The organism is Paractinoplanes pyxinae, from assembly GCF_026626335.1.
Taxonomy (GTDB): Bacteria; Actinomycetota; Actinomycetes; order Mycobacteriales; family Micromonosporaceae; genus Actinoplanes; species Actinoplanes pyxinae.
Genome location: NZ_JAPNTZ010000003.1, coordinates 637,283 through 660,606, shown reverse-complemented (window position 1 = coordinate 660,606; position 23,324 = coordinate 637,283). Strand labels below are relative to the sequence as shown.

The following is a 23,324-nucleotide window of genomic DNA, read 5'->3' as shown; positions in this document are numbered from 1 at the left end:
TGCTCCCACCGGGGTGCGGGAACCGCAGCGCATGATCACTCCTCCAGGAGCTCGAGGACGGCCTTCTCGCCCGGCTCGTCGACGACCTCGCCCTCCTCGAACGCCTCGACCACGCGCGGGTCGACGTAGGACGCCCTCGCCACGGCCGGCGTATTGCCCAGCAGGTTCGAGACCTCCTTCATGGCGTGCGAGACTGCCTTCTTCCGCTTGCTCTCGGTGGGCTGCGGGCCGACCTCGGCCAGCGTCTCGGCCGCCTTGACGGTGCCGTGCCACGTACGGAAATCCTTGGCCGTCATCTGCTCGCCGCTGATCTCGCGGAGATAGTCGTTGACCTCGTCGGCGTGGATCTCGTGCCACCGCTTGGCCGACTTGTCGTAGTACGCGAAGAGGCGGTTCTCGCTGCGGCGCCGGCGCTTGAGGTCCTTGAGCACCTGGCACACCTCGCCGTCGCCGATCGTGCCCGAGTGCTGCACGCCCGACTTGCCGGTGAACTCGAGCAGCACACAGCCGCCCTGCGTGCGCACGTGCTCGGGCCGCAGCGTGGACAGCCCGAACGACGGGTCGTCCTCGCGGACGGCCGACTGGTCGCCGCCGATGCGGAACATGCCCATGTCGAGCAGCCGGACGATGGCCGCCAGCACCCGGGCCCGGGTCAGCCCGCGCTCGTCGGTCAGGTCGCCGCACAGCTTGTCGCGGATCTCGGGCAGACGCTCGGCCACCTCCAGGGCGTGGTCGAACTTCGCCTCGTCGCGGGCGGTGCGCCAGGCGTCGTGGTAGCGGTACTGCTTGCGCCCGGCGGCGTCGATGCCGGTGGCCTGGATGTGCCCGCGCGGATCGGGCGATATCCACACGTCCTTCCAGGCCGGCGGCAGCACCAGCTGCTTGACCCGCTCGACCTCGTCCGGGTCGGTCAGGGCCGACCCGTCGGTGTCGCGGTAGCGGAAGCCCTTGCCCGACTTCTGCCGGGTGTAGCCGGGCTTGCTCAGGTCAGAACGCTTGAGCCGCATCGATCACCTCGCCGGGCTCGATGGCCAGCAGGGCCGGGTGGACGCCGGGCTCGGTGCTGTCGCCCGGTTCGCTGCGGGTGCCGTGCCAGATGGTCTTGTGCTGGGGCAGCGCGGGCGGTCCCCAGCGCTCCGGCGACATCGGGCCGAAGAGGACAACTGACGGCGTACGGTACGCCGAGGCGAGATGCGCGATGCCGGTGTCCCCGCTGATCACGATCCGGGCGTGGGCCACCAGCCCGGCGAGCTCGGCCAGCCCCGTGCTGGGAACGGCGTCCCGGCCCAGACCGGCCCGCTCGGCCACCCGTACGGCCAGTTCTTTCTCGGAAGCGGAACCGGTGACCAGCACGCGGTGACCCGCCGAGCGCAACTGCCGCGCGACGGCCGCATAGCGGTCGACCGGCCAGCGCCGCGAGGGCGACTTGGCCCCGGGATGAATGATCGTGGCCTTCTCGACGGGAGCCACCGGCGCCGCGATCCGAAGGTCGGTCTCGTCGGCGGTGACGCCGTAATGGCGGACGAGCCGGCACCAGCGATGCACCTCGTGCTCCTCTGCGGTCCAGGTGGGACCGTCGAGATGCCCGGCCTCGGCGTTGGCAAACGCCCACAGCTTGGCCGGTTCCGCCGATTGCAGCAGCCGGTGCGACTCCGGCCCGCTCCCGTGCAGGTTGACCGCGATCTCGGCCGGCGGCAGGGTCACCGGATCGAGCGACGACACCTCGACGATCCGGTCGACGCCGCCGATCAGCTCGATCAGCGGCGTCAGCCAGGCCGGCGCGGCCAGCGCGAGCGTCTGCCGCGGGAACGCACCGCGGAGCCCGCGCAGGGCGGGCACCGCGGTGAGAAGGTCGCCCACGCCCAGCGCGCGCAGAGCGAGGATCACGGGTACGAGCTCTCCTGCTCGGCCGCGATGACCAGCTCGCGGACGGCGCAGCCGCGGGGCTGGCCGAGCGCGAACATGATCGCCGAGGCGACGTGGGCCGGGTCGTTCAGGATGGCGTCCGGGCCCGGCTTGTACTGCGCGTCGCGGTCGTCGAAGAACTTCGTCCGCATGCCGCCCGGGATGACCAGGGTGACGTTGACCTGCCCGGCCAGCTCGGCCGAGAGGGCCCGGGTGAAGCCGACCACGCCGAACTTGGCCGCGCAGTACGCGGTGGCGTCGCTGACCGCCTTCACGCCGAGCGTGGAGGCGACGGTGACGACGCCGCCGTGCGACTGCTTGAGGGCCGGGATCGCGGCCCGGATCACGGCCGCCGTCGACAGCAGGTCGATGGTGACGATCCGGTCCCACGTCTCGCCCGGGATGTCGGCCAGCGCGCCCGGCACGTCCATGCCGGCCGCGGTGACCACGCCGTCGATGCTGCCGCCGGCCTGCTCGATGGCCTGCCGGGTGGCGGCCTCGGCGGCGCGGGTGTCGGCCAGGTCGCACTCGATCCAGGCCACGCCGTCGGCCGGGGCCTGACGGTCGATGACGAACGGGCGGCCGCCGGCCTTGACCACGGCGTCGACGACGGCGGCGCCGAGGCCGCTCGATCCGCCGGTGACGATCACTGCGTCCATGTCTTTCTCCTACTCAGCTGGTGGCGGCTTGAGCCGCGGCGATGGTCCGGGTGGTGGAACGGCCGTCCAGGTAGGGCACGAAGACGGTCTGGCCGCCCCAGCGCTCGATGAGCTCCGACTCGGGCACGGAGTCGTAGTCACCGCCCTTGACCCAGACGTCGGGGCGCAGCCAGGTCAGCGCCGCCTCCGGGGTGGACTCGTCGAAGACGACCACGGCGTCGACGCAGTCGAGGGCGGCCAGCAGGCGGGCCCGGTCGTTCTGCGGGTTCAGCGGGCGTTCCGGGCCCTTGAGCCCGCGCACCGAGTCGTCGCTGTTGAGCAGCACGATCAGGCAGTCGCCGAGCTTGCGGGCGGCCCGCAGGGTGGCCAGGTGGCCGACGTGCAGCAGGTCGAAGCAGCCGCCGGTGGCCACGACCGTGCCGCCGCGGGACCGCACCTCGGCCGCGAGCCGGCCGGCCGCGTCGGCCCCGATGCGCTCGGGCGCCGCTTCGGCCACGACGGGCGGTGCGAGCGCGGCGGTCACCCCGCCCGACGCGACGTACGCCGAGGCGGCCGCCACCGCCTGCTGCACGGCCTCGCTGACCAGGGCGCCGCCGGCCAGCGCGAGCGCCGCCGTGGCCGCGAACCGGTCGCCCGCGCCGCAGGTGTCGCCGTCGCCGACCTCGGGGGCCGGGACGACCAGCGGCGTCGAGCCCGAGTGGCAGAGCACCGCGCCCTCGGCCCCGCAGGTCACGACGACCGCGCCGGCCCGCCAGTGCTGGCGCATCGCCTGCCCGCCCCGCTGCGCGGCGGCCAGTGTGGAGCCGCCGCCCCCGTCGCCGGAGAGCTTGCGCACCTCAGCCAGATTGGGCGTGACGAGCCGGGCGTTGGGCACCGGCTGCGGCCCGTTGGGGTGCGGGTCCCAGACGATCGGGGCCTTGGTCTCGCCCAGCGCGCGACGCAGCTCCGGGTGCCGGGCCACGCCCCGCCCGTAGTCGCTGACCAGGATCGCCTTGGCCTGGCGGAGCAGGTCGAGGGCGGCCTCGGGCGCAGCACCGGGCGGCTGGGGCTCGCCGCCGCGGTCCAGGCGCAGCAGCACGTGCTCGCCGGAGCGCAGGCGCACCTTCTCGGGCGTGGCGCCGGGCAACGGCAGCGCGTAGACCTTCACGCCGGCCGCGGTGAGCAGTTCGCTCAGCCGGGCGCCGCCGGCGTCGTCGGCCAGCGCGGTGACCAGGGCGACGTCCTGGCCCGACTGGGCGGCGAGCAGGGCGGCCAGGCCGGCGCCGCCGGGGCGCTCGTTGACGTCCTCCTCGTCGAGCACCGGGGCCGGCGCGTCCGGGGCGACCCGCCGCACGCTGCCCTGCACGTCCTTGTCGAGCAGGGTGTCGCCCACGATGACGAGACTGCTCATACGGCCACCTCCACCTTGAAGTCGGCGAAAGGGGCGTCGCTGCCGCCTCCGAGCACCGAGGGCAGGGTGCGGTCGAGGTATTCGCACATCAGGTGGACCGCGACCAGGTGCAGCTCCTGCACGACCTGGCTCTCCGGCGACGGGCAGCGCAGCGCCTCGTCGGAGGCCTCGGCCAGCGGGCCGGACGGGCCGGTCATGGCCCAGGTGCGCATCCCGCACTCCTTGGCCGCGCGCACGGCGGCCAGCAGGTTGGGGCTGCGGCCGCTGGTCGACAGGGTGATCAGCACGTCGCCCGGGCGGCCGTGGGCCCGTACCTGCCGGGCGAAGATCTCCTCGAAGCCGTAGTCGTTGCCGATCGCGGTGACCGCCGAGGAGTCCGGGGTGAGCGCGATGGCCGACAGCGGCCGCCGCTCGTCGCGCAGCCGGCCGACCAGCTCGGCCGCCAGGTGCTGGGCCTCGGCCGCGCTGCCGCCGTTGCCGGCCACCAGCAGCCGGCCGCCCTGCCCGAGGTGCCAGGCCAGGTCGGAGCCCCAGCGGGCCAGCTTGCCGGACATGGCCCGGAAGGGGACGATCGCCGCGGCCAGCGCGGTCAGGTGGTCGTCGGTGGGGGTGAGATCGTGGTCCATCAGGCGACTGCCTCCCGGGTGGGTTCGGTGGCGACCCCGGCGACGCTCGCGTAGACCTGAGCGAGCCGGTCCGCGATGCGGGGCCAGGCGTAGGAGTGGAGGGCGCGGTCGACGGCGGCCGCCGCGTACGACAGGCGGCGCACCTCGTCGGAGGCCAGCCGGCGCAGCGCGACGCCGAGCCGGGCCGGGTCGCGCGGCGGCACGAGGTCGCCGGTGACCCCGTCGACGACCGTGTCGGCCAGCCCGCCGACCGAGCTGGCGACGACCGGCACCCCGCACGACATGGCCTCGAGCGCGGTCAGGCCGAACGGCTCGTACCAGGGGGTGGCGGCCACGATGTCGGCCGAGCGGTACCACTGCGGCATCTCGTGGGCGGGCACCGCCCCGGCCAGCACGACCCGGTCGGCCACCCCGGACTGAGCGGCGGCCCGCCGGAGCTTCGTGGCGACCTCGCCCTCGGCCGGGCCGCCGACCACGACCAGTTCCGCCCCGGGAACGGCCGGCAGGGCGCGGACGATGTCCTCGATGCCCTTGCGCTCGACCAGCCGGGCCACGGTGAGGATGCGGGTCCGCTTGGGGTCGCGGGCGACGGCCGGGCCGTCCGGGCTGAACCGCTCGACGTTGACGCCCGAGGGCACCAGCGTCATCTGCGAGCGCGGCACGCCCAGGCGCAGCAGCTCGCGGATCTCGTCGTGGCACTGCACGATGACCCGGTCGACCGCCCGGCCCAGCTCGCGCTCGTAGGCGATCCGGCGCGGCGGGCTGGTGTCGGCCGAGCCCTGGTGGCGGCGCTTGACCGAGCCGAGCGCGTGGTACGTCTGCAGCACCGGCACGTCGCACCGGCGCCCGGCGGTCACCGCGGCCAGCCCGCTCATCCAGAAGTGGGCGTGCACGACGTCCGGCCGCCACTCGGTGCGCCAGTTGGCCGCCAGCCACTCCGCGAACTCGCCCATGAACGGCAGCAGCTCGTCCTTGGGCAGCACGCAGGCCGGCCCGGCGGGCACGTGCACGACGTCGATCCGCTCCCCCATCGGCATCACGGCCGGCAGGTCGGCGCTGTCCCGGCGGGTGTAGACACGCACCTCGTGCCCGGCCGCCGCCAGCGCCCCGGCCAGCTCCGCCACGTGCGCGTTCTGGCCGCCGGCGTCGATGCCGCCCAGCGCGGCCAGCGGGCTGGCGTGTTCCGAGATCATCGCGATGCGCATGTTTCCTCCTCGAGCAGCCGGTCCCAGTCCGCGAGGAACCGGTCCAGCCCGTAGCGGGCGAGGGCGACCTGACGGGCCCGGGCGCCGAGGCTCACGGCCGCGGCGTCGTCCTCGAGCAGCCAGTGCGCGGCCTCGACCAATGTGGCGACGCGGGTGTCCAGCACCCCGGCGTCCGGTGGCACGGCGACGACCGCCTCGGTGGTGGCCAGGCCGATGACCGGCATGCCCATCTGCATGGCCTCGATCAGGCTCAGCCCGAGCGAGGTCCAGCGGCACAGGTGCAGGTAGGCCCGGCGCTGAGCCACGAGCCGGTGCATCTCGTGCTGCGGCGGGTCGTCGTACGGGGTGATCCGCTCGCTGCGGAGCCCTTCGACGCCCATGCCGAACACGTCCAGCGGGGCCACCGCGGCGAACCGGCCGAACAGGTCGGTCCCGGTCACCCGCTGCCGCCGTACGGGCTCGTTGGTGACCACGGCGAAGTTCTTCAGCTCGCCGGTCCAGCGGGCCTGGGGCTCGACGATGCCGTGCTCGATCACCGTCGTACGGGTGGCGCCGGTGTCCCAGAAAAGGTCGTTGAAGTCGGTCACGTGGGCCACGATCAGGTCGTCCCGGTCGGCCATGGGATGCCGGCTGACCGGCACGTCGCCCTTGGGGGTGTTGTGCTCGACGTAGATCACCGGCACGCCCTTGGGCACCAGCTCGAGCTCTTCGGGCCGCTGGACGATCGCCACATCGACGTCGTGGATCTCGTCGAGCGGCAGCTCCTCCACGGTGGCGGGCCAGTCGAAGGTCTGGGCCCGGCCCCGCCCCCAGGCGTCCCGGGCGTCGTTGACGGGGATCAGGTAGCGGTGCTTGCCCTGGACGAACGAGGTGGTCCAGGAGCCGTGCACGTGCCAGAGCAGGATGTTCACGCGGCGGCCTCGGCAATCTCGGCCGGGGTGGTCAGCCGTGCGACGGCGGCCACCACCTCGGCCGGTTCGATGGTGGACAGGCAGGGATGGCCGTCGATCGGGCAGGTGGTGGCCCGGCTGTCGCGGCAGGGCGCGGCGGCGTCGCCGAGGCGGATGTTCGGGACGCGGTAGGGACCCCATTGGCCGTACGGGACGGTGGGGGCGTAGAGGCTGACGACGGGAGTTCCCACGGCGGCGGCCAGGTGGGCCGGGCCGGTGTTGGCCACGATCAGGGCCCGCGCGCCGGCCAGCAGCGTGGCCAGCTCGGGCATCGAGGTGCGGCCGACCTGATCGGCGGTGTCCCCGGCGACGTACGCGGCCAGGTGGCGCTCGTCGGGACCGCCGGTGATCAGCACGCGGTGGCCGGCCCCGGCCAGCGCGGCCACGATCCGGCGCAGGGTCTCGGGCGGGCAGGAGCGGGCCTCGCAGCTCGCTCCCGGGTGGACGACGACGTAGTCGCCCCGTTCCGCCGGGGCGGCGGTGACCCGTAGGCGGCCGTCGTCGCCCGGGGGAAGGGCGAAACCGGCGGCCGCGGCGACGCTGCGCGCCCGCTCGGGTTCGGGCAGGCCCACCGGTACGCCGCGGTGGCGCACGTCGAGCAGGGAACCGGGGTAGTCCTCGCTGATCGCGGTGATCCGGCCGATGCCGGCCATCCGCATGAGCAGCGCCAGCGGGAGGGCCGACTGGTGGAACGAGGTGAACACCACCGCCTCGTCGATCTTCTTCGACCGCAGGAGCGCGACCAGCTCCTCCATGCCTTCCACCGGCCCGGGCTGCGCATCGATCCAGGGCAGCCGCCACTCGATGATCTCGTCGACCCCCGGCAGCAGCTCGGCGGCACTGCGCCCGCGCGGGCCGCACAGCATGGTCACCCGCTCGGCGCCGGCCGCGACCGCCCGGATCGCCGGCCCGGTGACCAGCACATCGCCGGCCGAGTCGGACCGAACAACCAGGACATTTCCGGCGGCCGCCGACCGCGCGACCGGAGCCACCAGAGCTTCCCGCTGAAGGATCAGATCCGCGGCGGCTGAGATGGTGGGCGCGACGGCCGGGGCGGCGGCGACCTCGGCGGGCAGCGTGACCGGCGTCGGCACGAGGATGGCGGCGGCCCCGGCGGCCTGGGCGGCCTCGGCGTCGCGTCCGATGTCGCCGATCATCACGCAGCGGGCCGGGGTGGTGCCCAGCGCCTCGGCGGCGGCGACGACCATGCCCGGCGCGGGCTTGCGGCAACGGCACCCGGCCGTCTCGTCGTGCGGGCAGATCTGCCAGTCGTCGAACGGGCCCAGCAACTGCTCGACCCGGGCGTTGACCGCGTCCAGCTGCTCGGCGGTGAACCGGCCCCGGGCCAGCCCCGACTGGTTGGTGACGACCCCGATCCGCAGCCCGGCCGCGCGCAGCCGGTCCAGCGCCTCGCGGGCCCCCGGCATCGGCTCGACCAGCGCCGGGTCGCCGTTGTAGGGCACGTCGACAATGAGCGTGCCGTCCCGGTCGAACAGCACCGCCTCGAACAGCTCAGCCACGGGCGCGCCACCGCCACCAGCCGCGCAGATAGTGCAGGGTCGCCACCGGCGGGATGACCGCGCTGGTGACCAGCATCGTGCCCACCTCGCGGGCGTCGCGGGGGCCGGGCGCGATGCGGGCCGCGGCGAACTCGGCGGTGCCGGCCGCCCAGGCCAGCCCGGCCAGTGCGGCCAGCCGGGGGCGGCGGGCGGCCGCGGCGGCCAGCGCGGTGAGGCCGGCGACGGTGACGGCCAGGTGCCGGGGGCGGCGGCCGGGCGGGATCTCCAGCAGCTCCCGCCACTCGGGGCCGTAGAGGCGGCGGAGCAGGGCGTCGTCGGCGTTGCCGCGCTGGGTGCGGACGCTGACCCACGTGCTCTCGGGCCGCACCGGGTGGGTGACACGGCGGTTGCCCCGCTGCAGGGTCCAGCCCTCACGCCGTACGCGATAAGCCAGTTCGGCATCCTCGCGGAAGGCCCGCGGCAGGCGCTCGTCGAAGCCGCCGCACCGCTCCAGCGCCTCGCGGCGGTAGGCCATGTCGGCGGTGATCCAGGCCCCGTCGGCCAGCCCGGCCGTCACCCGCTCCCAGTCGGTCGGCCGCCGGTCGTCCGGCAGCGGCACCCGCAGCACGCCCTGCACGCCGCCCACCTCGGAACCGGCCGCGGCCAGATCCAGCACCAGGCGGTCGGCCCAGTCCGGATCGGGCACCACGTCGTCGTCGAGGAAGGCGACCCAGTCGTGCCGGGCCGCCCGCCAGCCCACGTTGCGCGCCGCCGCCGGACCCCGGGCCGGTCCGGTGAGGACCTTGGCCTCGACGTCCAGCGCCGGCGGATTGCCCGGCCGGTCGTCCACCACCAGCAGCTCGAGGTCGTGCTCGGCCACGCCCGCAGCCAGCGCGGCGAGCAGGACGTCCAGGCTCGGACGGCCGAGCGTCGGCACCACGACGGTGACGGTCACGCGCGTTCCGCCTGCTCGGCGACGACACCTCGCGCGTCCGCGCCGAACGCCTTCGCGCGGTGCACCGCGAACGGCCCGATCGCCAGCAGGTCGACCGGCGCCGAGCCGAACAGCTCCATGGCCTCGCGCGGCGTGTCGACCATGGGCCGCCCAGCCGTGTTGAGCGACGTGTTGACCACCACCGGCAGCCCGGTCAGCCGCTCGAACTCGGCCAGCATCTCGGCCACCAGCGGCTCGGTCTCGGTGTGCACGGTCTGCACGCGGGCGGTGCCGTCGACGTGGGTGACCGCCGGGATGCGGTCCTTCCACTCCGGTTTCACCTGGTGCACGAAGAGCATGTACGGGCTCGGGTAGACGCCTTCGAAGATGTCGCCGAACCGCTCGGCCCGCACCATCGGCGCGATCGGGCGGAACTGCTCGCGGCCCTTGACGTTGTTCATCCGGGTCTGCGTGTCCTGGTCACCGGGGTGGGCCAGCAGCGACCGGTGGCCCAGCGCGCGCGGGCCGTACTCGCTGCGCCCCTGGTACCAGGCGATGATCCCGTTGTCGGCGAGCACCTTGGCCGCCTCGGCCGCGATGGACTCGGGCCGGGTGTAGGGCAGCGCAGCCCGCTTCAGCTCCGCTTCCAGCTCGTCGTCGGACCAGCCCCGGCCCAGCGCGGCGGTGCCGAACGGGATGTTCTTGCCATGGACGGCCAGGGCGGCGCCGAGCGCGGTGCCGGAGTCGCCGGCGGCCGGCTGCACCCAGACCCGCTCGTACGGGCCCTCGGCCGCGATCCGGGCGTTGGCCACGCAGTTCAGGGCGGTGCCACCGGCCATGGTCAGCGTCTTCAGCGTGCCGCCGGAGGCCTCGAACGTCCATCGGGCCAGGTCGAGCAGCACTTCCTCGAGCCGCACCTGCACGCTGGAGGCCAGGTCGGCGTGGGCCTCGGTCATCTCGCCGTCGGCCGTGCGCGCCTTCGCGAGGGCGGCCCAGTCGATGCGCTCGACGACGAAGCCGCCGTCCTCGGTGGGCCGGACGAGCTCCCGCAGCAGGTTGAGGAACTTCGGTTTCCCGTACGAGGCCAGCGCCATCACCTTGTACTCGTCGCTCGAGTGCATGAAGCCCAGGTGGCGCGTCAGGTCCTCGTAGAGCAGCCCCAGCGAGTGCGGCAGCTCCTGGCTCTTGAGCACTTCGAGCTCGCCGCCGCGGAAGGCACCGGCCAGGTGGCTGGCCACCTCACCGCGCCCGTCGAGCACCAGCACCGCGCTGTCCTCGGGCACCGACAGGCCGGCCGAGGCGGCGTGCGCGACGTGGTGCGGCACGAACCGCACCTGCTCCGGGTCGAGCCCGGGCAGCGCCGCGGCCAGGAACTGCGGGGCCCGCCGCGCGTAGTCGACGCGCAGGTGGTCCCACGGGTCGGCCAGGCCCAGGCTCTCGGCGTCGCGGCTCAGGCCGGGGTCGAAGGAGTAGGCGACCGCGTCCAGGTCGTCCGGGCGCAGTCCGGCCTCCTCGAGGCACCAGGCGGCCGCCAGTTCGGGCAGCTCCCAGGCCGAGAAGGGAACCGGGCGCTTGCCGTGCTTGCGGCGGCTGAACCGCTCCTCCTCGGCCGCCGCCACGACCTGACCGTCGACGATCAGCGCCGCGGCCGGATCATGGAAGATCGCGTTGATTCCCAGGACTCGCATGGCGCGCCGGATACCCGGCTATCCCGCGCTTACTCCCAAGATCGTTGACTTCCTGCAAATAAAATTCCCGACGGCGTGAGCTGCACTGATAACCGTGTTTGTTTTCTTTGCCGTGGGGCAAGCGCCCGACCATGTACGACGTGGAGCAATACGTTGACGGCGCCTGGAACCCGGGCAACTCGGGCCGGACCCTGACCGTTATCAACCCTTCGGATGACACTCCGGTGACCACCGTGCGTATTTCCGGTGAGCCCGACGTGGAAAAGGCCGTGCAGGCCGCGCGGAAAGCCGCCGCGCCGTGGGCGGCGACCGCGCCCGCCGCCCGCGCCGCCGCCCTGCACGCGGCCGCGACCGCCGTCGAGGAGGCCGCCGGCGAGCTGGCCGAGATCATGACGGCCGAGATGGGCAAGCCGGTCGACGGCGCCCGCGAGTCGATCCTGGCCGGGGTGGGCACGCTGCGGCAGTACGCCGAACTGGGCCCCACCCACCGCGGCCGCACCCTGGCCGGCAACGACGAGGCGATCGACCTCATGGCGTACGGCCCGCGCGGGGTGGTCGCCGTGATCACCCCCTGGAACGACCCGGTCGCGGTGTCGTGCGGTCTGCTCGGCGCGGCCCTGGTCACCGGCAACACGGTCGTCTACAAGCCCAGCGAGCGCACCCCCGCCACCGGCTGGCGCCTGGCCCAGCTGCTCGCCCCGCACTTCCCGGCCGGCGTGCTCAACCTGCTCAACGGCGACGGCCAGGTCGGCGCCGCGCTGGCCGCCGCCCCGGTCGACGTGGTGGCCCAGGTCGGCTCGACCGCGACCGGCCGATCGATCGCCGCCGCGTGCGCCCGCACCGGCGCCAAGGCTCTGCTCGAGAACGGCGGCAGCGACCCGCTGATCGTGGACGCCGGCGTCGACCCGGCCTGGGCGGCCTCGCAGGCGGCGCTGGGCTCGTTCGTCAACTCCGGGCAGATCTGCGTGGCCGTCGAACGCATCTACGTGCACCGCGAGGTGGCCGACGCGTTCGTCGAGGCCCTGGCGGCCGAGGCCGACAACTGGGCGCCGCAGATCGGCCCGATGGTCGACAAGCGGATGCGCGACGCCGTGGACGAGCAGGTGCAGCAGGCGGTGAAGGCCGGAGCGCGGGCGCTGCGGGGTGGATCGGCCCCCGCCGGCCCCGGTTCCTACTACCCACCGACCGTGCTGGCCGACTGCACCGACGAGATGGCCGTCGTCCGCGAAGAGACGTTCGGCCCGGTCGCGCCGGTCGTGACGGTCGACTCGTTCGACGAGGCTTTGTCGCGGGCGGCTGACTCGCCGTACGGCCTGGCCGCCACGGTGCTGACCGCGTCGATGAGCAATGCGCAGCAGGCGTGGCGGCGGTTGCCGGCCGGAACGGTGAAGGTCAACGCGGTGTTCGGCGGCGCGCCGGGCGGGGCGGCCCACCCGCGCGGGGGCAGTGGCCAGGGGTTCGGTTACGGCCCTGAGCTCCTGGACGAGATGACGGCCACCAAGGCCGTACACATCGAAGCCCCGCCGACCGGCTGGTGATCAGCTCAGCCGCCGCAGGTCCTCCTCGACCTGCGGCGGCAGCGCACGCCGCTGCCGCCAAGCCCAACCCGCCTGCCGCAACGCATCACGTGCGCCACCCGGGTTCTCACGCCACGCCCCAGCCAAAGTGCGCCGCACCACAGGCATAGGCCGCCGCAACATAGCTGTCAGCACGCGGTTCCGTGTCTCGACACGGGCGCGCGCCCCGTTGTCCCGCCCCGAAGGCAGCGGCAGGTGCCGGACAACCAGCTCGTCCACGTACGACAATTCGTGCCCCGCCGCTGCGAGGTCCATCGCCAGCAGCGCTTCCTCGCCGTACACGAAAAGCCGCGGCTCGAACCCGCCGGCCGCCAGAAAGGCGTCCCGCCGCACGATGATCGAGCAGGCGAGGAACCCGAGCACCGATGGCCCGGCCGCGCCCACCGGCGTACCCAGGGGCGAAGCAGCCATCTCACGCGAGACCGGATCGACCCGGCCCGACTCGCCGACCAGTACCTTCGCCGCCAGCAGCGCCGCCCGGGGATGCTCGCGCATCAGCGCGGCCGCCCGGGCCAGCGATCCGGGCGTCCAGTAGGAATCGTCGTCGGCGAAGGCCACGTACGGCGTACGGGCCCGCTGAACTCCCACGTTGCGCGCCGCCGCTCCCATGTTCGCGGGCAGGCGCACCACGTCGACGCCCGGGAACAGCGGCTGCGGCGTGTCCGAGGCGTTGTCGACCAGGATCGTGCGGGCCCGGTGGTGCGGAAACGTCTCGATCAGGCGGTCGGCCCGGTTCCGGGTCGCGACCACGACGGTCACCTCGTCGGTCTCGATCTCGGTGCCGTAGTACTGGGGGGTCAGCGTCACGAAGATCGCCTATACCCCGCTGACCCCCGCGCAAGCGCCTCTTACAGGTGACCCTTCAGTTCTTTGGCGAAGAAGTCGATGAAGCCGTCGGGGTCGGGACCGGCGTTCATCAGCACGATGTGGTCGTATCCGGCGTCCTTGTACTCGCCGACCATCTTCACGTACGGCTCGGGGTCGGGTCCGACCGCGAACTGCTCGGCGATGTCCTCCGGCCGCACGGTCGCCGCGGCGGCCTCGAAGTTGACCGGGTTGGGCAGCTCCGACATCACCTTCCAGCCGGTCAGTGCCCACCTCGTGGTCTCGTGCGCGGCCTTCACGGCCTCGTCCTTCGAGGGCGCCCAGGCCACCGACGCCTCCGCGTACTTCGGGCCGTTGCCTCCGGCGCCGGTGAACGTCTCGACCAGGTCGGCCCGCGGCTCGGTCGCGAACAGGCCCGTGCCGTGGGTCGCGGCCAGTTCGGCGGCCTGCTTGCCACCGGCGGCGACGGCGATGACCGGCAGCTTCGACGGCAGGTCGAACACCTGCGCGTCTTCCAACTGCAAATGCTTTCCCTCGTACGACTGATAGCCGCCCTGCCACAGCAGGTTGATGATGTCGAGGGCCTCCACCAGGCGCTCGTGGCGCCCGCGCACGCTGGGGAAACCCTGGCCGACGACGTGCTCGTTGAGGCGCTCGCCGGCGCCGATGCCCAGCGTGAACCGGTCGTCCGAGATGATCGCCAGTGTCGCCGCGGCCTGCGCGATGATCGCCGGGTGGTAGCGCACGGTCGGGCAGGTGACGCCCGTGGCCAGGCCGAGCTGGTCGGTCTTCATGGCGATCGCGCTCAGCACGTTCCACGCGAACGGCGAGTGGCCCTGCACGTCGAGCCACGGGTGGTAGTGGTCGCTGATCTCGACGAAGTCGAATCCGGCCTGCTCGGCGCGGACCGCCTGGCGGATCAGTTCCTTGGGTCCGAAGGCCTCCGCGGCCAGCTTGTATCCGAGTTTCATACTCGTTGAGCTTCCCCGCACGAACCACCACAAACGCCTTCGAGCCGGTCCCCGTGGGGACCGGCTCGAAACTCGCGGAGGATCAGGAAGCGGCCGACTTGGCCTGCTCCTTCACGTCCTGCGCGTTGGACTGCGCGGTGTCCTTGGTCGTCTGCACGGCCTCCTGCGCGGTCTGCTTGACCTGGCCGACCGCCTCCTGGGCGGTGCCCGCGAGGTCGTCCTTCATCTCGGTGGCGACGTCCTTGACCTTCTCGGTCAGCTCGCCGCTGTTCTCCTTGATCTGGGCGCCGGCACGCTTCTCGGCGTCGGTGACCGGGATCAGGGTCGAGGCGAGCAGGCCCACGCCGAAGGCGATGATGCCGGCCGCGAGCGGGTTGCCCTGGGTCTGCGCGGTGACCGCCTGCGGCGCGCTGCGCACGGCGTCGGCCGCCTGGTGCGCCTTCTCGCTCGCGACGTCGCTGACCTGGGACGCCTTGTCGCTGACCGTGCTGCCCACGGACGACGCCGTGTCGCTCACGGAGCTGCCGACCGACGACGCCTTGTCACTTACGGTGGAACCCACCGAAGAGCTGGTGCCCATCACTTTCTCCTTCACCGACGTCCAGCGCCGCTGCGCGACCTTGGTCGGGCTCGTCTTCTCGGCCAGAAGGTCGACGTCGCGGGTGAGCGACGCCCGGGTGTTCTCGATCTGCTGCCTCAGCCGGTCGGGTTCTTCAGCCATTGGGCGTCCTCCTTGAGCGTGTCGACGGTGCGGCGCGGCACGGGGTCGACGGTCTTGAGCTTGTTCTTGCCGATCACGTAGAGAACGCCACCGATCACTGCCCACAGGACGGCGACGATCAGGGCCGCCCAGCCCGCGGGCATGACGGCGTCGAGCGCGAACACCAGCGCGAAGCTGAGCAGCACGACGGCCAGGTAGGCCGCGAACGCGGCGCCGCCGAGCATGCCGCCGGCCTTGCCGGCCTTCGACGCTTCCTGCTTGAGCTCGGCCTTGGCCAGCTCCACTTCCTGCCGGAACAGCTGCGACAGGTCGTTGCTGATGTTGCCGATCATCTCGCCGACCGAGGTCTCCTGGACCTCTTCGGCGTCGATCCGGCCGTGCGGGTGCGGTGCGGTCATCGCAGGCGCTCCGGGCTCTCGACCACGTACTCCTCACGCACGGCGGGCGTGCCGGTGCCGGTCGAGGAGTACTCGGTGGTGCTCGCGTAGCCGGCGCCGGTGGTGTAGTCCGGCGTCACTGGCGGCGTGACGGGAGGCGTGGTGACCGGCACGGTCGTCTCGGTCGTGGCGTACGTGTCGGGGCGCGACACGAACGAGTCGGTGCTCGGCTTGACCGACTGACCGGCGTCGGGGTCGGCCTTGGCCACGACCTTGCCCAGGCGGCCGACGACGAAGCCGGCGGCCAGCGCGGTGGCCAGGAAGGCGCCGGGGCGACGGCGGGCGAAGTCCTGCACCTCGCGCAGCACGCCCTCCGGGCCGTTGCGGTCGAGGTAGTCGGCGAACTGGCGGCCACCGTCGGCCACCCGCGACACGACGGCCGCGGCCGGGGAGTCGCCCCGCTCGCCGCGCATCTCGTCGAGCTGGTCGGCGGTGCTGCGGATCTGGTTCACCAGCTTGTCGTTCTGGGTGCGCGCCTGGTCGTTGACCCGGCCCTTCACCTCGGACGCGAGGTTGCTCGCCTGCGCCTTGGCCTCCTGGCCGACACGGGCCGCCTGCTCCTTGGCCGTGTCCTTGACGTCGGCGGCCGCCTCCTTGGACGCCTGGCCGGTCTGGGCCGCGACCTCCTTGGCCTTCTCCTTGGCGCCGCTGCCGCTGCCGCTCTCGCTGCCCGACTCGTAGGTCGTGTCGTACGCCGTGGTGGTGGTCGTGGCGTACGGGTCGGCCGGGTAGCCCGGCGTGGGCGGCACGTCGAGCGGATAGGTGTCGTCCGGCCGGCGAACGCCCGATGGCACGTCACTCATGGGGATTCCTCCAAAGGGGATTCGTCATTGTGCCTTCGCCCTCTGAGCTACCCGATTCACGTCTGGACCATTCATACTTTCCGCAGTGCAATAAAGAGAAAACCGACAGGAATAATCAGCCCAGATTCGGGTACACCGTCGTTCCTTTCTTATTTGGGCACCGCTCGAAAACCGCCGTTGCAGCCCTGCTAACCTGCACAATCGTGAGTGAGCAGAACCGCGCGCGGGTCATCGGGGGCCGCTCGTTCGATTTCTCCCGGCGCGTCGCGGTGATGGCGATCGTCAACCGTACGCCGGATTCCTTTCACGACCGGGGCCGCACGTTCGCGCTGCGGAAGGCGGTCGAGGCGGTGACCGCCGCGGCCGAGGCCGGCGCCGACTGGATCGACATCGGCGGCGTGCCCTTCGCCCCCGGCCCCGAGGTGTCCGCGGCCGAGGAGCTGGACCGGGTGCTGCCCGTCGTCGAGGCGGCGCGCTCGCTGGCCGTCGTCTCGGTCGACACGTTCCGCCCCGAGGTCGCAGCCGAGGTGATCAAGGCCGGCGCCGGGGTCGTCAACGACACCTCCGGGCTGCGCGACCCGGCGATGGCCGACGTGGTGGCGGGCACCGACGCCCAGCTCGTGATCACGCACAGCCTGGCCCCGCCCCGCACGCTCTGGCCGAGCCCGCAGTACGGCGACGTGACCACCGAGGTGGCGAAGTTCCTGCGCGAGCGGGTCGCGGTGGCGCTCGAGCGCGGCGTACGCCCGGACCAGATCATCATCGACCCGGGGCACGACCTGAACAAGAACACGCGGCACTCGCTCGAACTGACCCGCCGGCTCGACGAGATCGCCGCGGTCGGCTACCCGATGCTGGCCGCCGTGAGCAACAAGGACTTCATCGGCGAGACCCTGGACGCGTCACAGCCCGACCGCCTGGCCGGCACGCTGGCCGCCGTGGTCTTCTGCGTGCTGCACGGCGCCCGCATCGTGCGCGTCCACGATGTACGAGCCACAGTCGACGCCGTACGCATGACGGAGGCGATGCTGGGCTGGCGGGAGCCCATCCTCGCCCGCCACAACGTCTAGCGCCTCGCCCCGCCTCGCCCTTCGCCGCCCCCGGTCCGCCGCTCCCCCGCCCGCCGCTCTTCGCCTGCCGTTTTTCGCCTGCCGTTTTTCGCCTGCCGTTTTTCGCCTGCCGTTTTTCGCCTGCCGTTTTTCGCCTGCCGTTTTTCGCCTCACCGCGCCGCGTTCGGGCCGCCATGCCTGGCCACGCCGCGCTTCGCCCCGCCGCGTTCGCCAAGCGACGCTGGGCCGCCACGCTTGGCCGCGCCGCGCTTCACCCCGCCGCATTTCGCCCCGCGACGCTCGGCCGCGCCGCCTTCACCCCGCCGCATTTCGCCCCGCGCACGGCCGCGCCGCGTTCACCCCGCCACGCCACGCCGCGTTTCGCCCCGCGCACGGCCGCGCCGCGTTCCACCCCGCCACGCCACGCCGCGTTTCGCCCCGCGCACGGCCGCGCCGCGTTCCACCCCGCCACGCCACGCCGCGTTTCGCCCCGCGCACGGCCGCGCCGCGTTCCACCCCGCGACGCTGGCCGCGCCACGCCGCTTTTCGCTCGGCCGCGCCGCGTTCTGCCGCGCCGCGCCTTGCCCGTCCCGCGGCTACAGCTTCTTGTCGAGGCCCTCGAACGTGCCGAGCAAGTCGGCCGACCAGGGCTGGGGCGGCACGGCGTCCGGGCCGAGCACGCGCATCGCGCCCAGGCAGGTGAGCAGCATGCCGACGGCGAAGAAGTCGCGGGCCTCGGCCGCGGTGGCGCCGGTCAGTTCGCGGACCACCTCGTAGAGCCGCCCGAAGCAGGCCCGCACCGGGTCGCCGATGGCCGGATCGCCGGCCGCCGCGAAGCCGTGCAGCAGCATGGTGATCAGCTCGGGCTGGGCCAGCAGCTCGCCATAGGCCTCCCCCAGGCTCTCGAGGGTCGGTGAGCGGTCGGCTGCCTCGCGCCATGTGGCCTCTATGCGGTCGCCCGCGTGCTGCACCCCGGCCAGGAAGAGCTCCTGCTTCGTCCGGAAGAGACGGATCACGTACGGCTGGGAAACGCCGGCCAGCCGGGCCACCTGGTCGGTCGTGGTGCCGGCGTAGCCGTTCTGGCTGAACGCGGTGACGGCGGCGACGATCAACTGCTCCTGGCGTTCCTCGGCGGTGAGGCGGGTTCGGGTCACGGTTGACATGTTATCAGTCAATAACTAACGTCGCGATCGAAGTTATCAGCGGATAACAACTTGGGGAGACCTGATGACCGCCGTTCTCGAGGCACCCGCCGCGGCACCCCGGCGCCGCACCCGCCCGCTCGGCTGGGTGCTGGCCGCCGTCGGCATCCCGACCTTCATGGTCACGCTCGACAACCTGGTGGTGAGCACGGCGCTGCCGGTGATCCGCACCGACCTGGGCGCCTCGCTCACCGACCTGCAGTGGTTCGTGAACGCGTACACGCTGCCCTTCGCCGCCTTCCTGCTCACCGCGGCCGCCCTGGGCGACCGCATCGGACGCCGCCGCATGTTCGTGGCCGGCCTGATCGTCTTCACGCTCGCCTCGGCCGCGGCCGCCCTGGCTACCGAGTCGTGGCAGCTCACCGCGGCCCGGGCGGTGCAGGGCCTGGGCGGCGCGGCAGTCGCTCCCCTGGCGCTGACCCTGCTGGCCCAAGCCGTACCCGACCGCTTGCGCACCATGGCCGTCGGCATCTGGGGCGGCATCAGCGGCCTCGGCGTAGCGGTCGGCCCGGTCGTCGGCGGCGCCGTCGTCGAAGGCCTCGACTGGCACTGGATCTTCTGGCTGAACGTCCCGATCGGCGTGGTGGCGGTCGTGCTGGCCCTCACGGTCCTCGGCGAGTCCCGCGGCGGCGCCCGCCGCCTCGACCCCCTAGGCCTGGTTCTCTCCGCGGCCGGCATGCTGCTGGTCATCTGGGGCGTGGTCGACGGCCCCGACCGCGGCTGGACGTCCGCCCGCATCCTCACGATGCTGATCGGCGGCGGAGTCCTGCTGGCCGCGTTCCTGGCCTGGCAGGCCCGCAACCCCTCCCCCATGCTGCCGCTGCGCCTGTTCCGCTCCAGGGGATTCAGCCTGGTCAACGCGGTCACCCTGACGTTCTCGGCCGGCGCCTTCGGCTCAGTGTTCCTGCTGGCCCAGTTCTTCCAGGTGGTGCAGGGATTGAGTCCCCTCGACGCCGGCCTGCGCACCCTCCCGTGGACGGCCGCCCCCATGATCGTGGCCCCGCTGGCCGGCCTCTTCGGCGACCGCATCGGCCAGCGAGCCCTGATCTTCACGGGCCAACTGTTCCTGGCCGCCGGCATCCTGTGGATCGGCCTGGCCACAAGCCCCGACGTGACGTACGGAAGCTTGGTGGTCGCCTTCGCCCTGGCCGGAGTTGGCATGGGCCTGACCTTCGCCCCGATCAGCACGGTGGCCTTGGCCAGCGTCACCGAGTCGGACCGAGGCGTGGCCTCCGGCGTGAACAACACCATCCGCGAGGCCGGAGTAGCCGCCGGAGTGGCCGTCCTGGCCTCCATCTTCAGCTCATACGGCGGCTACAGCACCCACCAAACCTTCGTCGACGGCCTCCGCCCAGCCGTGATCGTAGGAGCGGTGATCGTGGGGGTGGGGGCTGTGCTTGCTCTGTGGCTGCCCCGGCGCAACGCTGCTTGAGAATGGGTTAGATGCGGGGCGGGCTTTCTCCGGAAGCCCGCCTCGTCTGGCCCTATTACTTGTCCAAGTCCCCAGCCCGCAGCGGCCCGGCGGTAGCCACCCGCCCCTCACTCACTGCAGCTGTCTAAGGTCCACTTCCAGCCCATGCCACCACTCACCCACTACGGACGGTCAAGGCCGGCATCCCAGCGTGCAGCGTCGTGGGCCGGGCCCTGCCGCCACTCGCCGTCGCAGTGGTCAGGCTTGCATCCCAGCCAGCAGCGTCGTGGCCCAGGCCCTGCCGCCACTCACCGCCATACGTGGTCAGGCTTGCATCCCAGCCAGCAGCGTCGCGGTCCAGGCCCTGCCGCCACTCACCGCCGCAGACGGTCACGGCCCGCTTCCCAGCCAGCAGCGTCGTGGCCCAGGCCCTGCCGCCACTCACCGCCGCAGACGGTCACGGCCTGCTTCCCAGCCAGCAGCGTCGTGGCCCAGGCCCTGCCGCCACTCACCGCCGCAGACGGTCACGGCCTGCTTCCCAGCCAGCAGCGTCGTGGCCCAGGCCCTGCCGCCACTCACCGCCGCAGACGGTCACGGCCCGCATCCAGACCGCGGCGTCGCGGACCGGCCCGCGCCGCAGTCGCGGTGGGCGGACGTCGAATAGCCGGTAGGCGTCCGAATCGCGGATCGAACGAATTGCCACCGCTCTTGTTCAGCTAAGCGCGATTCATTCTCCACCCCTTGCTGGAACAGCATCCGCTCGATGACCTTCACATTTATGACTACCCAGATCTTAGCGTCACTCCACCTGACGAGGTCCCCAAATGTGCCACTGCATGAACTGATCAACCGGCCTGCCGAAGCTGACAGCCTTGATATTGCCCTCTGTGAGTTTCGAGCTGCCAGCCGACACGGCGTGGCGTGGATTCATATGGCGAAACCGGCTTTAAATGGCGCACGCTCTCAGCAGCGCAACCCAGTGACGCACGCCCAGGAGCGCACGCCTAGGAGCGCACGCCCAGCAGCACACCTGCAGCAGCAGACGGCCTACCGCGCCAAAACGCGCACAAGTCAAGAACACGGGATACGTCGTATCGCCGAAAGCGTCGTTGTCTACATCAGAGAAAGACTCGCCAAGTCGGACACGCGGAAGATGGTTGACAGGCCGACATGCCAACGAATCCCCTTCCTTCATTTGGCATGATCGACTTCTCGCGAGAGTTCCTTTCCCTCCATCGACGCGGGATAATTGGGTATGCGGCAACGGCAGCTACAGTTTTTCACCTCGGCCGAGCTGGCCAAAATGCGCGACCGAACCCGTCGTCGAAACTACTCGCCCGCAGGCGAAGAATTCCGCCACGAACATGAACGGCACCGCGCCTGGGGCTTACAACAAAGACACGCCGCCAAGCTGTGCCGCCTACGCCGCGCCGCGTCCGACCCGACGAGCACCCTCGCGCCGCCGACGTTCCCCGCCGTCCTCGCCGCCGCGTTTCCACCCGCGCCAACTACGCGGCCAACCGCGACCAGCGCACAGCCAACCGCCGCTGACGCGCCACCCACCGCGACCAACCCGCCGCCCGCCACGACTGACGCCCCGCCCACCGTGACCAACCCGCCGCCCGTCACGACTGAGGCCCCGCCTACCACGACCAACACGCAGTCAGATCCAAGCGACCCACCGTCGAACGCGACCAGCACCCAATCACCCGCAAGCGACTCATCGTCGAACGCGACCGACGCGCAGCCGAACGCGACCAGCACGCGTTTACCCGCAAGCGACTCGCCATCGAACGCGACCGACGCGCAGCCAAGCGCGACCAGCGCGCGTTCACCCGCAAGCGACTCGCCGTCGAACCCGACTGACGCGCAGCCAAGCGGGACCAGCACCCAGTCACCCGCCGACGACTCACCGCCGAAGGCGACCGACGCGCAGCCGACTGCCGGGGGCTCGAAACTCGCCGCGACCGATAATCAGCCGACTGGAGTTACTTGCACGACTCCTGACTCTCACGCCGAAACGACGAGCGAGGCGCCCCAAACGCGCTACGTCTCCTTCAAGCTTGGCACCGCCTCGGCTCACAGCGATTCAGCTGCGCGAAGTTGCCCGGACAACCCTCGGACTCGCTCTCACACCAATCGCGACGCAGCGGGAAGCGACCAACCGAGGCGCCGCTGTCCCTCACCCAGCTGCGGCCGGCCGGGCGCGACGCCAGCGCCCTCATCCATCAGCCCGTCGGCTTCGGCTCGAGCACGACAACGGCGCGCACAGTCGCCGGCGCCGCATTTCGGCCGACACTCATGGCGAGTACGACGCTCAGAAGCAGCGCCACGCGAAGTCTCCGAGGGCTGCGCTGCCGGCTTCCGGCCCCACGTCCATGTGCCCGACCGGCGGCAGCCACCACAAGCGCGGCACCTGCAAGAACGATCCCCACCAGGCCGGTTGGCGAAGCAGCTGCCACCGCCGCCACCACGCCGCACGCTCGGCGATCTGTGGCCTTGCGCTTTCAACCGAGGGTGCGCGCCCGGCTCGCCGGCAACTGCACGCAAGTCTGGCTGCCTCACGATCCCGCCGACAAGTCGATCATCAGGGCGGGTCGGGCGAAACCTTGCCCACTATCAGCACCGAGATCTTCGCTTCCTCGCGACGCCCGAAGGTGCCACAGATCAGAGGTGTCCGGTTTTCGAGCCGCACCGTCGCGGACGGCGATCGCGGTGCACGATCAGCGAGGTCGCCCGCGACCGGCCACCGCGGGCATGGGGCTAGGGAACGTAGCGGCCAGCCACCGGCCACCAGCCACCAGCGACCTGTGAAAGGCGACCAGCGACCGGCGACCCGCGACCGGCCACCAGCCACCAGCCCCCGGCCACCGGCCACCGGCCCCCGGCCCCGGGCCCCCGGCCCCCGGCCCCCGGCCCCCGGCCCCCGGCCCCCGGCCCCCGGCCCCCGGCCCCCGGCCCCCGGCCCCCGGCCCCCGGCCCCCGGCCCCCGGCGATGATCAACCCAGCGCGGCATAGGGCGGGCGGTCGCGGCGGCGGTCGGGTGGTGTGTTGGGGTGGCGGGGTTGGCGGTCGCATACGATCTTGGGGTGAGTGAGTTTGCGCAGGCTGCGGCAGATTTTGGCGGTCTGTATGTGGTCGCGGGCGATGACAGTGCTCGGCTGGCCGATGAAGCGCCCGCCCCCGCCTACTTCCCGGACCTTCACCTTGATCAGCTTGTTGAGGCCGTTACCGGTGGGCGGGAGAGGCACAACCTGCAGCCGGCTTATCGGGCTCGCCTCGGCAGTGTGAGTGCCGTTCGGCGGCGGCAGGCGGTGTTTGCCGATCTGGCCGACGAAGGGCTGCGGGCGGCGATGCAAGCGTTCTGTGACGGGCTGGATCGGGTTGAGCGGCAGCTTGCGGCGGCGGGGCGGGTTCGGCATCGGCAGCGGTCGCAGCGGCTTCGGCTCAACGCCATTGCTGGGTATGCGGA

At 72.3% G+C, this 23,324-nt stretch carries 22 protein-coding genes; 3 read left to right on the top strand and 19 right to left on the bottom strand.

What is annotated here, in order from left to right; all coding sequences use genetic code 11:
* Window positions 1–35: 35 nt before the first annotated feature.
* From OWR29_RS10985 to OWR29_RS10940, 10 genes are read right to left on the bottom strand one after another with little or no spacing between them, the layout of a single operon-like run.
* On the bottom strand, window positions 36–1,007 hold the full coding sequence (locus OWR29_RS10985) for a DNA topoisomerase IB (RefSeq protein ID WP_267562528.1): 972 nt from the start codon (window positions 1,005–1,007) through the stop codon (window positions 36–38).
* On the bottom strand, window positions 988–1,887 hold the full coding sequence (locus OWR29_RS10980; protein WP_267562527.1) for a glycosyltransferase family 9 protein: 900 nt from the start codon (window positions 1,885–1,887) through the stop codon (window positions 988–990). The genes OWR29_RS10985 and OWR29_RS10980 overlap by 20 nt, the downstream gene beginning before the upstream one ends.
* Entirely contained in the window at window positions 1,884–2,564 is a 681-nt protein-coding gene (locus tag OWR29_RS10975; protein ID WP_267562526.1) for an SDR family oxidoreductase, read from the bottom strand. The genes OWR29_RS10980 and OWR29_RS10975 overlap by 4 nt, the downstream gene beginning before the upstream one ends.
* A 13-nt stretch (window positions 2,565–2,577) precedes the next feature.
* Window positions 2,578–3,954: a PfkB family carbohydrate kinase gene (locus OWR29_RS10970; protein WP_267562525.1), complete on the bottom strand. Its 1,377-nt coding sequence runs from the start codon at window positions 3,952–3,954 to the stop codon at window positions 2,578–2,580.
* Complete coding sequence (locus OWR29_RS10965) at window positions 3,951–4,580, bottom strand: D-sedoheptulose-7-phosphate isomerase (RefSeq protein ID WP_267562524.1); 630 nt, start codon at window positions 4,578–4,580, stop codon at window positions 3,951–3,953. The genes OWR29_RS10970 and OWR29_RS10965 overlap by 4 nt, the downstream gene beginning before the upstream one ends.
* Window positions 4,580–5,785 (bottom strand): glycosyltransferase, encoded by a 1,206-nt coding sequence (locus tag OWR29_RS10960; protein ID WP_267562522.1) that lies wholly within the window; start codon window positions 5,783–5,785, stop codon window positions 4,580–4,582. The genes OWR29_RS10965 and OWR29_RS10960 overlap by 1 nt, the downstream gene beginning before the upstream one ends.
* Window positions 5,770–6,696 (bottom strand): glycosyltransferase, encoded by a 927-nt coding sequence (locus OWR29_RS10955; RefSeq protein ID WP_267562521.1) that lies wholly within the window; start codon window positions 6,694–6,696, stop codon window positions 5,770–5,772. Before OWR29_RS10955 ends, OWR29_RS10960 begins: the two co-directional genes overlap by 16 nt.
* Entirely contained in the window at window positions 6,693–8,255 is a 1,563-nt protein-coding gene (locus OWR29_RS10950; RefSeq protein WP_267562520.1) for an HAD-IIIA family hydrolase, read from the bottom strand. The genes OWR29_RS10955 and OWR29_RS10950 overlap by 4 nt, the downstream gene beginning before the upstream one ends.
* Window positions 8,248–9,189: a glycosyltransferase family 2 protein gene (locus OWR29_RS10945; protein ID WP_267562519.1), complete on the bottom strand. Its 942-nt coding sequence runs from the start codon at window positions 9,187–9,189 to the stop codon at window positions 8,248–8,250. Before OWR29_RS10945 ends, OWR29_RS10950 begins: the two co-directional genes overlap by 8 nt.
* Window positions 9,186–10,856, bottom strand: coding sequence for a carbamoyltransferase family protein (locus tag OWR29_RS10940; RefSeq protein WP_267562518.1), 1,671 nt, complete (start codon window positions 10,854–10,856; stop codon window positions 9,186–9,188). Before OWR29_RS10940 ends, OWR29_RS10945 begins: the two co-directional genes overlap by 4 nt.
* A gap of 131 nt (window positions 10,857–10,987) precedes the next feature.
* Between OWR29_RS10940 and OWR29_RS10935 the strand changes: the two genes are divergently transcribed.
* Window positions 10,988–12,394 (top strand): aldehyde dehydrogenase family protein, encoded by a 1,407-nt coding sequence (locus tag OWR29_RS10935; RefSeq protein WP_267562517.1) that lies wholly within the window; start codon window positions 10,988–10,990, stop codon window positions 12,392–12,394.
* Here the strand turns inward: OWR29_RS10935 and OWR29_RS10930 are convergent, their stop codons facing one another.
* The 5 genes from OWR29_RS10930 to OWR29_RS10910 all read right to left on the bottom strand — a co-directional run bounded on the left by OWR29_RS10930 (window position 12,395) and on the right by OWR29_RS10910 (window position 16,190).
* Entirely contained in the window at window positions 12,395–13,240 is an 846-nt protein-coding gene (locus OWR29_RS10930; RefSeq protein ID WP_267562516.1) for a glycosyltransferase family 2 protein, read from the bottom strand. It abuts the gene before it with no gap.
* Window positions 13,241–13,281: 41 nt separating this feature from the next.
* Window positions 13,282–14,229, bottom strand: coding sequence for a TIGR03557 family F420-dependent LLM class oxidoreductase (locus OWR29_RS10925; protein WP_267562515.1), 948 nt, complete (start codon window positions 14,227–14,229; stop codon window positions 13,282–13,284).
* 82 nt (window positions 14,230–14,311) lie between these two features.
* Window positions 14,312–14,950 carry a DUF3618 domain-containing protein gene (locus tag OWR29_RS10920; protein WP_267562514.1) on the bottom strand — a complete coding sequence of 213 codons (639 nt, stop codon included), beginning with the start codon at window positions 14,948–14,950 and terminating at the stop codon, window positions 14,312–14,314.
* Window positions 14,926–15,348, bottom strand: a complete 423-nt coding sequence (locus tag OWR29_RS10915; RefSeq protein WP_267562513.1) for a phage holin family protein — start codon at window positions 15,346–15,348, stop codon at window positions 14,926–14,928. Before OWR29_RS10915 ends, OWR29_RS10920 begins: the two co-directional genes overlap by 25 nt.
* A complete protein-coding gene (locus tag OWR29_RS10910; protein ID WP_267562512.1) occupies window positions 15,345–16,190 on the bottom strand; it encodes a hypothetical protein in 846 nt (281 codons plus the stop codon). Before OWR29_RS10910 ends, OWR29_RS10915 begins: the two co-directional genes overlap by 4 nt.
* Window positions 16,191–16,393: 203 nt before the next feature.
* On the opposite strand from OWR29_RS10910, the gene folP reads away from it, so the two are divergent.
* Window positions 16,394–17,260, top strand: coding sequence for a dihydropteroate synthase (gene folP, locus OWR29_RS10905; RefSeq protein WP_267562511.1), 867 nt, complete (start codon window positions 16,394–16,396; stop codon window positions 17,258–17,260).
* 575 nt (window positions 17,261–17,835) lie between these two features.
* Here folP and OWR29_RS10900 read toward each other — a convergent pair.
* Window positions 17,836–18,393 carry a TetR/AcrR family transcriptional regulator gene (locus tag OWR29_RS10900; RefSeq protein ID WP_438872568.1) on the bottom strand — a complete coding sequence of 186 codons (558 nt, stop codon included), beginning with the start codon at window positions 18,391–18,393 and terminating at the stop codon, window positions 17,836–17,838.
* Between the two features lie 73 nt (window positions 18,394–18,466).
* Here OWR29_RS10900 and OWR29_RS10895 point away from each other — a divergent pair, with 73 nt between their 5' ends.
* Window positions 18,467–19,873, top strand: a complete 1,407-nt coding sequence (locus OWR29_RS10895) for a DHA2 family efflux MFS transporter permease subunit (protein ID WP_267562509.1) — start codon at window positions 18,467–18,469, stop codon at window positions 19,871–19,873.
* Between the two features lie 353 nt (window positions 19,874–20,226).
* Here OWR29_RS10895 and OWR29_RS10890 read toward each other — a convergent pair whose 3' ends face one another.
* The 3 genes from OWR29_RS10890 to OWR29_RS10880 all read right to left on the bottom strand — a co-directional run bounded on the left by OWR29_RS10890 (window position 20,227) and on the right by OWR29_RS10880 (window position 23,274).
* The gene (locus OWR29_RS10890) at window positions 20,227–20,364 is read right to left on the bottom strand and encodes a hypothetical protein (RefSeq protein ID WP_267562508.1); all 138 of its coding nucleotides are present in this window, start codon (window positions 20,362–20,364) and stop codon (window positions 20,227–20,229) included.
* Window positions 20,361–20,555 carry a hypothetical protein gene (locus OWR29_RS10885; RefSeq protein ID WP_267562507.1) on the bottom strand — a complete coding sequence of 65 codons (195 nt, stop codon included), beginning with the start codon at window positions 20,553–20,555 and terminating at the stop codon, window positions 20,361–20,363. The genes OWR29_RS10890 and OWR29_RS10885 overlap by 4 nt, the downstream gene beginning before the upstream one ends.
* A gap of 2,296 nt (window positions 20,556–22,851) precedes the next feature.
* Window positions 22,852–23,274 (bottom strand): hypothetical protein, encoded by a 423-nt coding sequence (locus OWR29_RS10880; RefSeq protein WP_267562506.1) that lies wholly within the window; start codon window positions 23,272–23,274, stop codon window positions 22,852–22,854.
* Window positions 23,275–23,324: the final 50 nt, after the last annotated feature.

Coding starts and splice junctions, on each gene's coding strand:
- OWR29_RS10985 (WP_267562528.1), bottom strand. CDS start 1,007: ATGCGGCTCAAGCGTTCTGACCTGAGCAAGCCCGGCTACACCCGGCAG.
- OWR29_RS10920 (WP_267562514.1), bottom strand. CDS start 14,950: ATGGCTGAAGAACCCGACCGGCTGAGGCAGCAGATCGAGAACACCCGG.
- OWR29_RS10910 (WP_267562512.1), bottom strand. CDS start 16,190: ATGAGTGACGTGCCATCGGGCGTTCGCCGGCCGGACGACACCTATCCG.
- OWR29_RS10975 (WP_267562526.1), bottom strand. CDS start 2,564: ATGGACGCAGTGATCGTCACCGGCGGATCGAGCGGCCTCGGCGCCGCC.
- OWR29_RS10935 (WP_267562517.1), top strand. CDS start 10,988: ATGTACGACGTGGAGCAATACGTTGACGGCGCCTGGAACCCGGGCAAC.
- OWR29_RS10915 (WP_267562513.1), bottom strand. CDS start 15,348: ATGACCGCACCGCACCCGCACGGCCGGATCGACGCCGAAGAGGTCCAG.
- OWR29_RS10960 (WP_267562522.1), bottom strand. CDS start 5,785: ATGCGCATCGCGATGATCTCGGAACACGCCAGCCCGCTGGCCGCGCTG.
- OWR29_RS10880 (WP_267562506.1), bottom strand. CDS start 23,274: ATGCCGAACCCGCCCCGCCGCCGCAAGCTGCCGCTCAACCCGATCCAG.
- OWR29_RS10895 (WP_267562509.1), top strand. CDS start 18,467: ATGACCGCCGTTCTCGAGGCACCCGCCGCGGCACCCCGGCGCCGCACC.
- OWR29_RS10970 (WP_267562525.1), bottom strand. CDS start 3,954: ATGAGCAGTCTCGTCATCGTGGGCGACACCCTGCTCGACAAGGACGTG.
- OWR29_RS10940 (WP_267562518.1), bottom strand. CDS start 10,856: ATGCGAGTCCTGGGAATCAACGCGATCTTCCATGATCCGGCCGCGGCG.
- OWR29_RS10965 (WP_267562524.1), bottom strand. CDS start 4,580: ATGGACCACGATCTCACCCCCACCGACGACCACCTGACCGCGCTGGCC.
- OWR29_RS10925 (WP_267562515.1), bottom strand. CDS start 14,229: ATGAAACTCGGATACAAGCTGGCCGCGGAGGCCTTCGGACCCAAGGAA.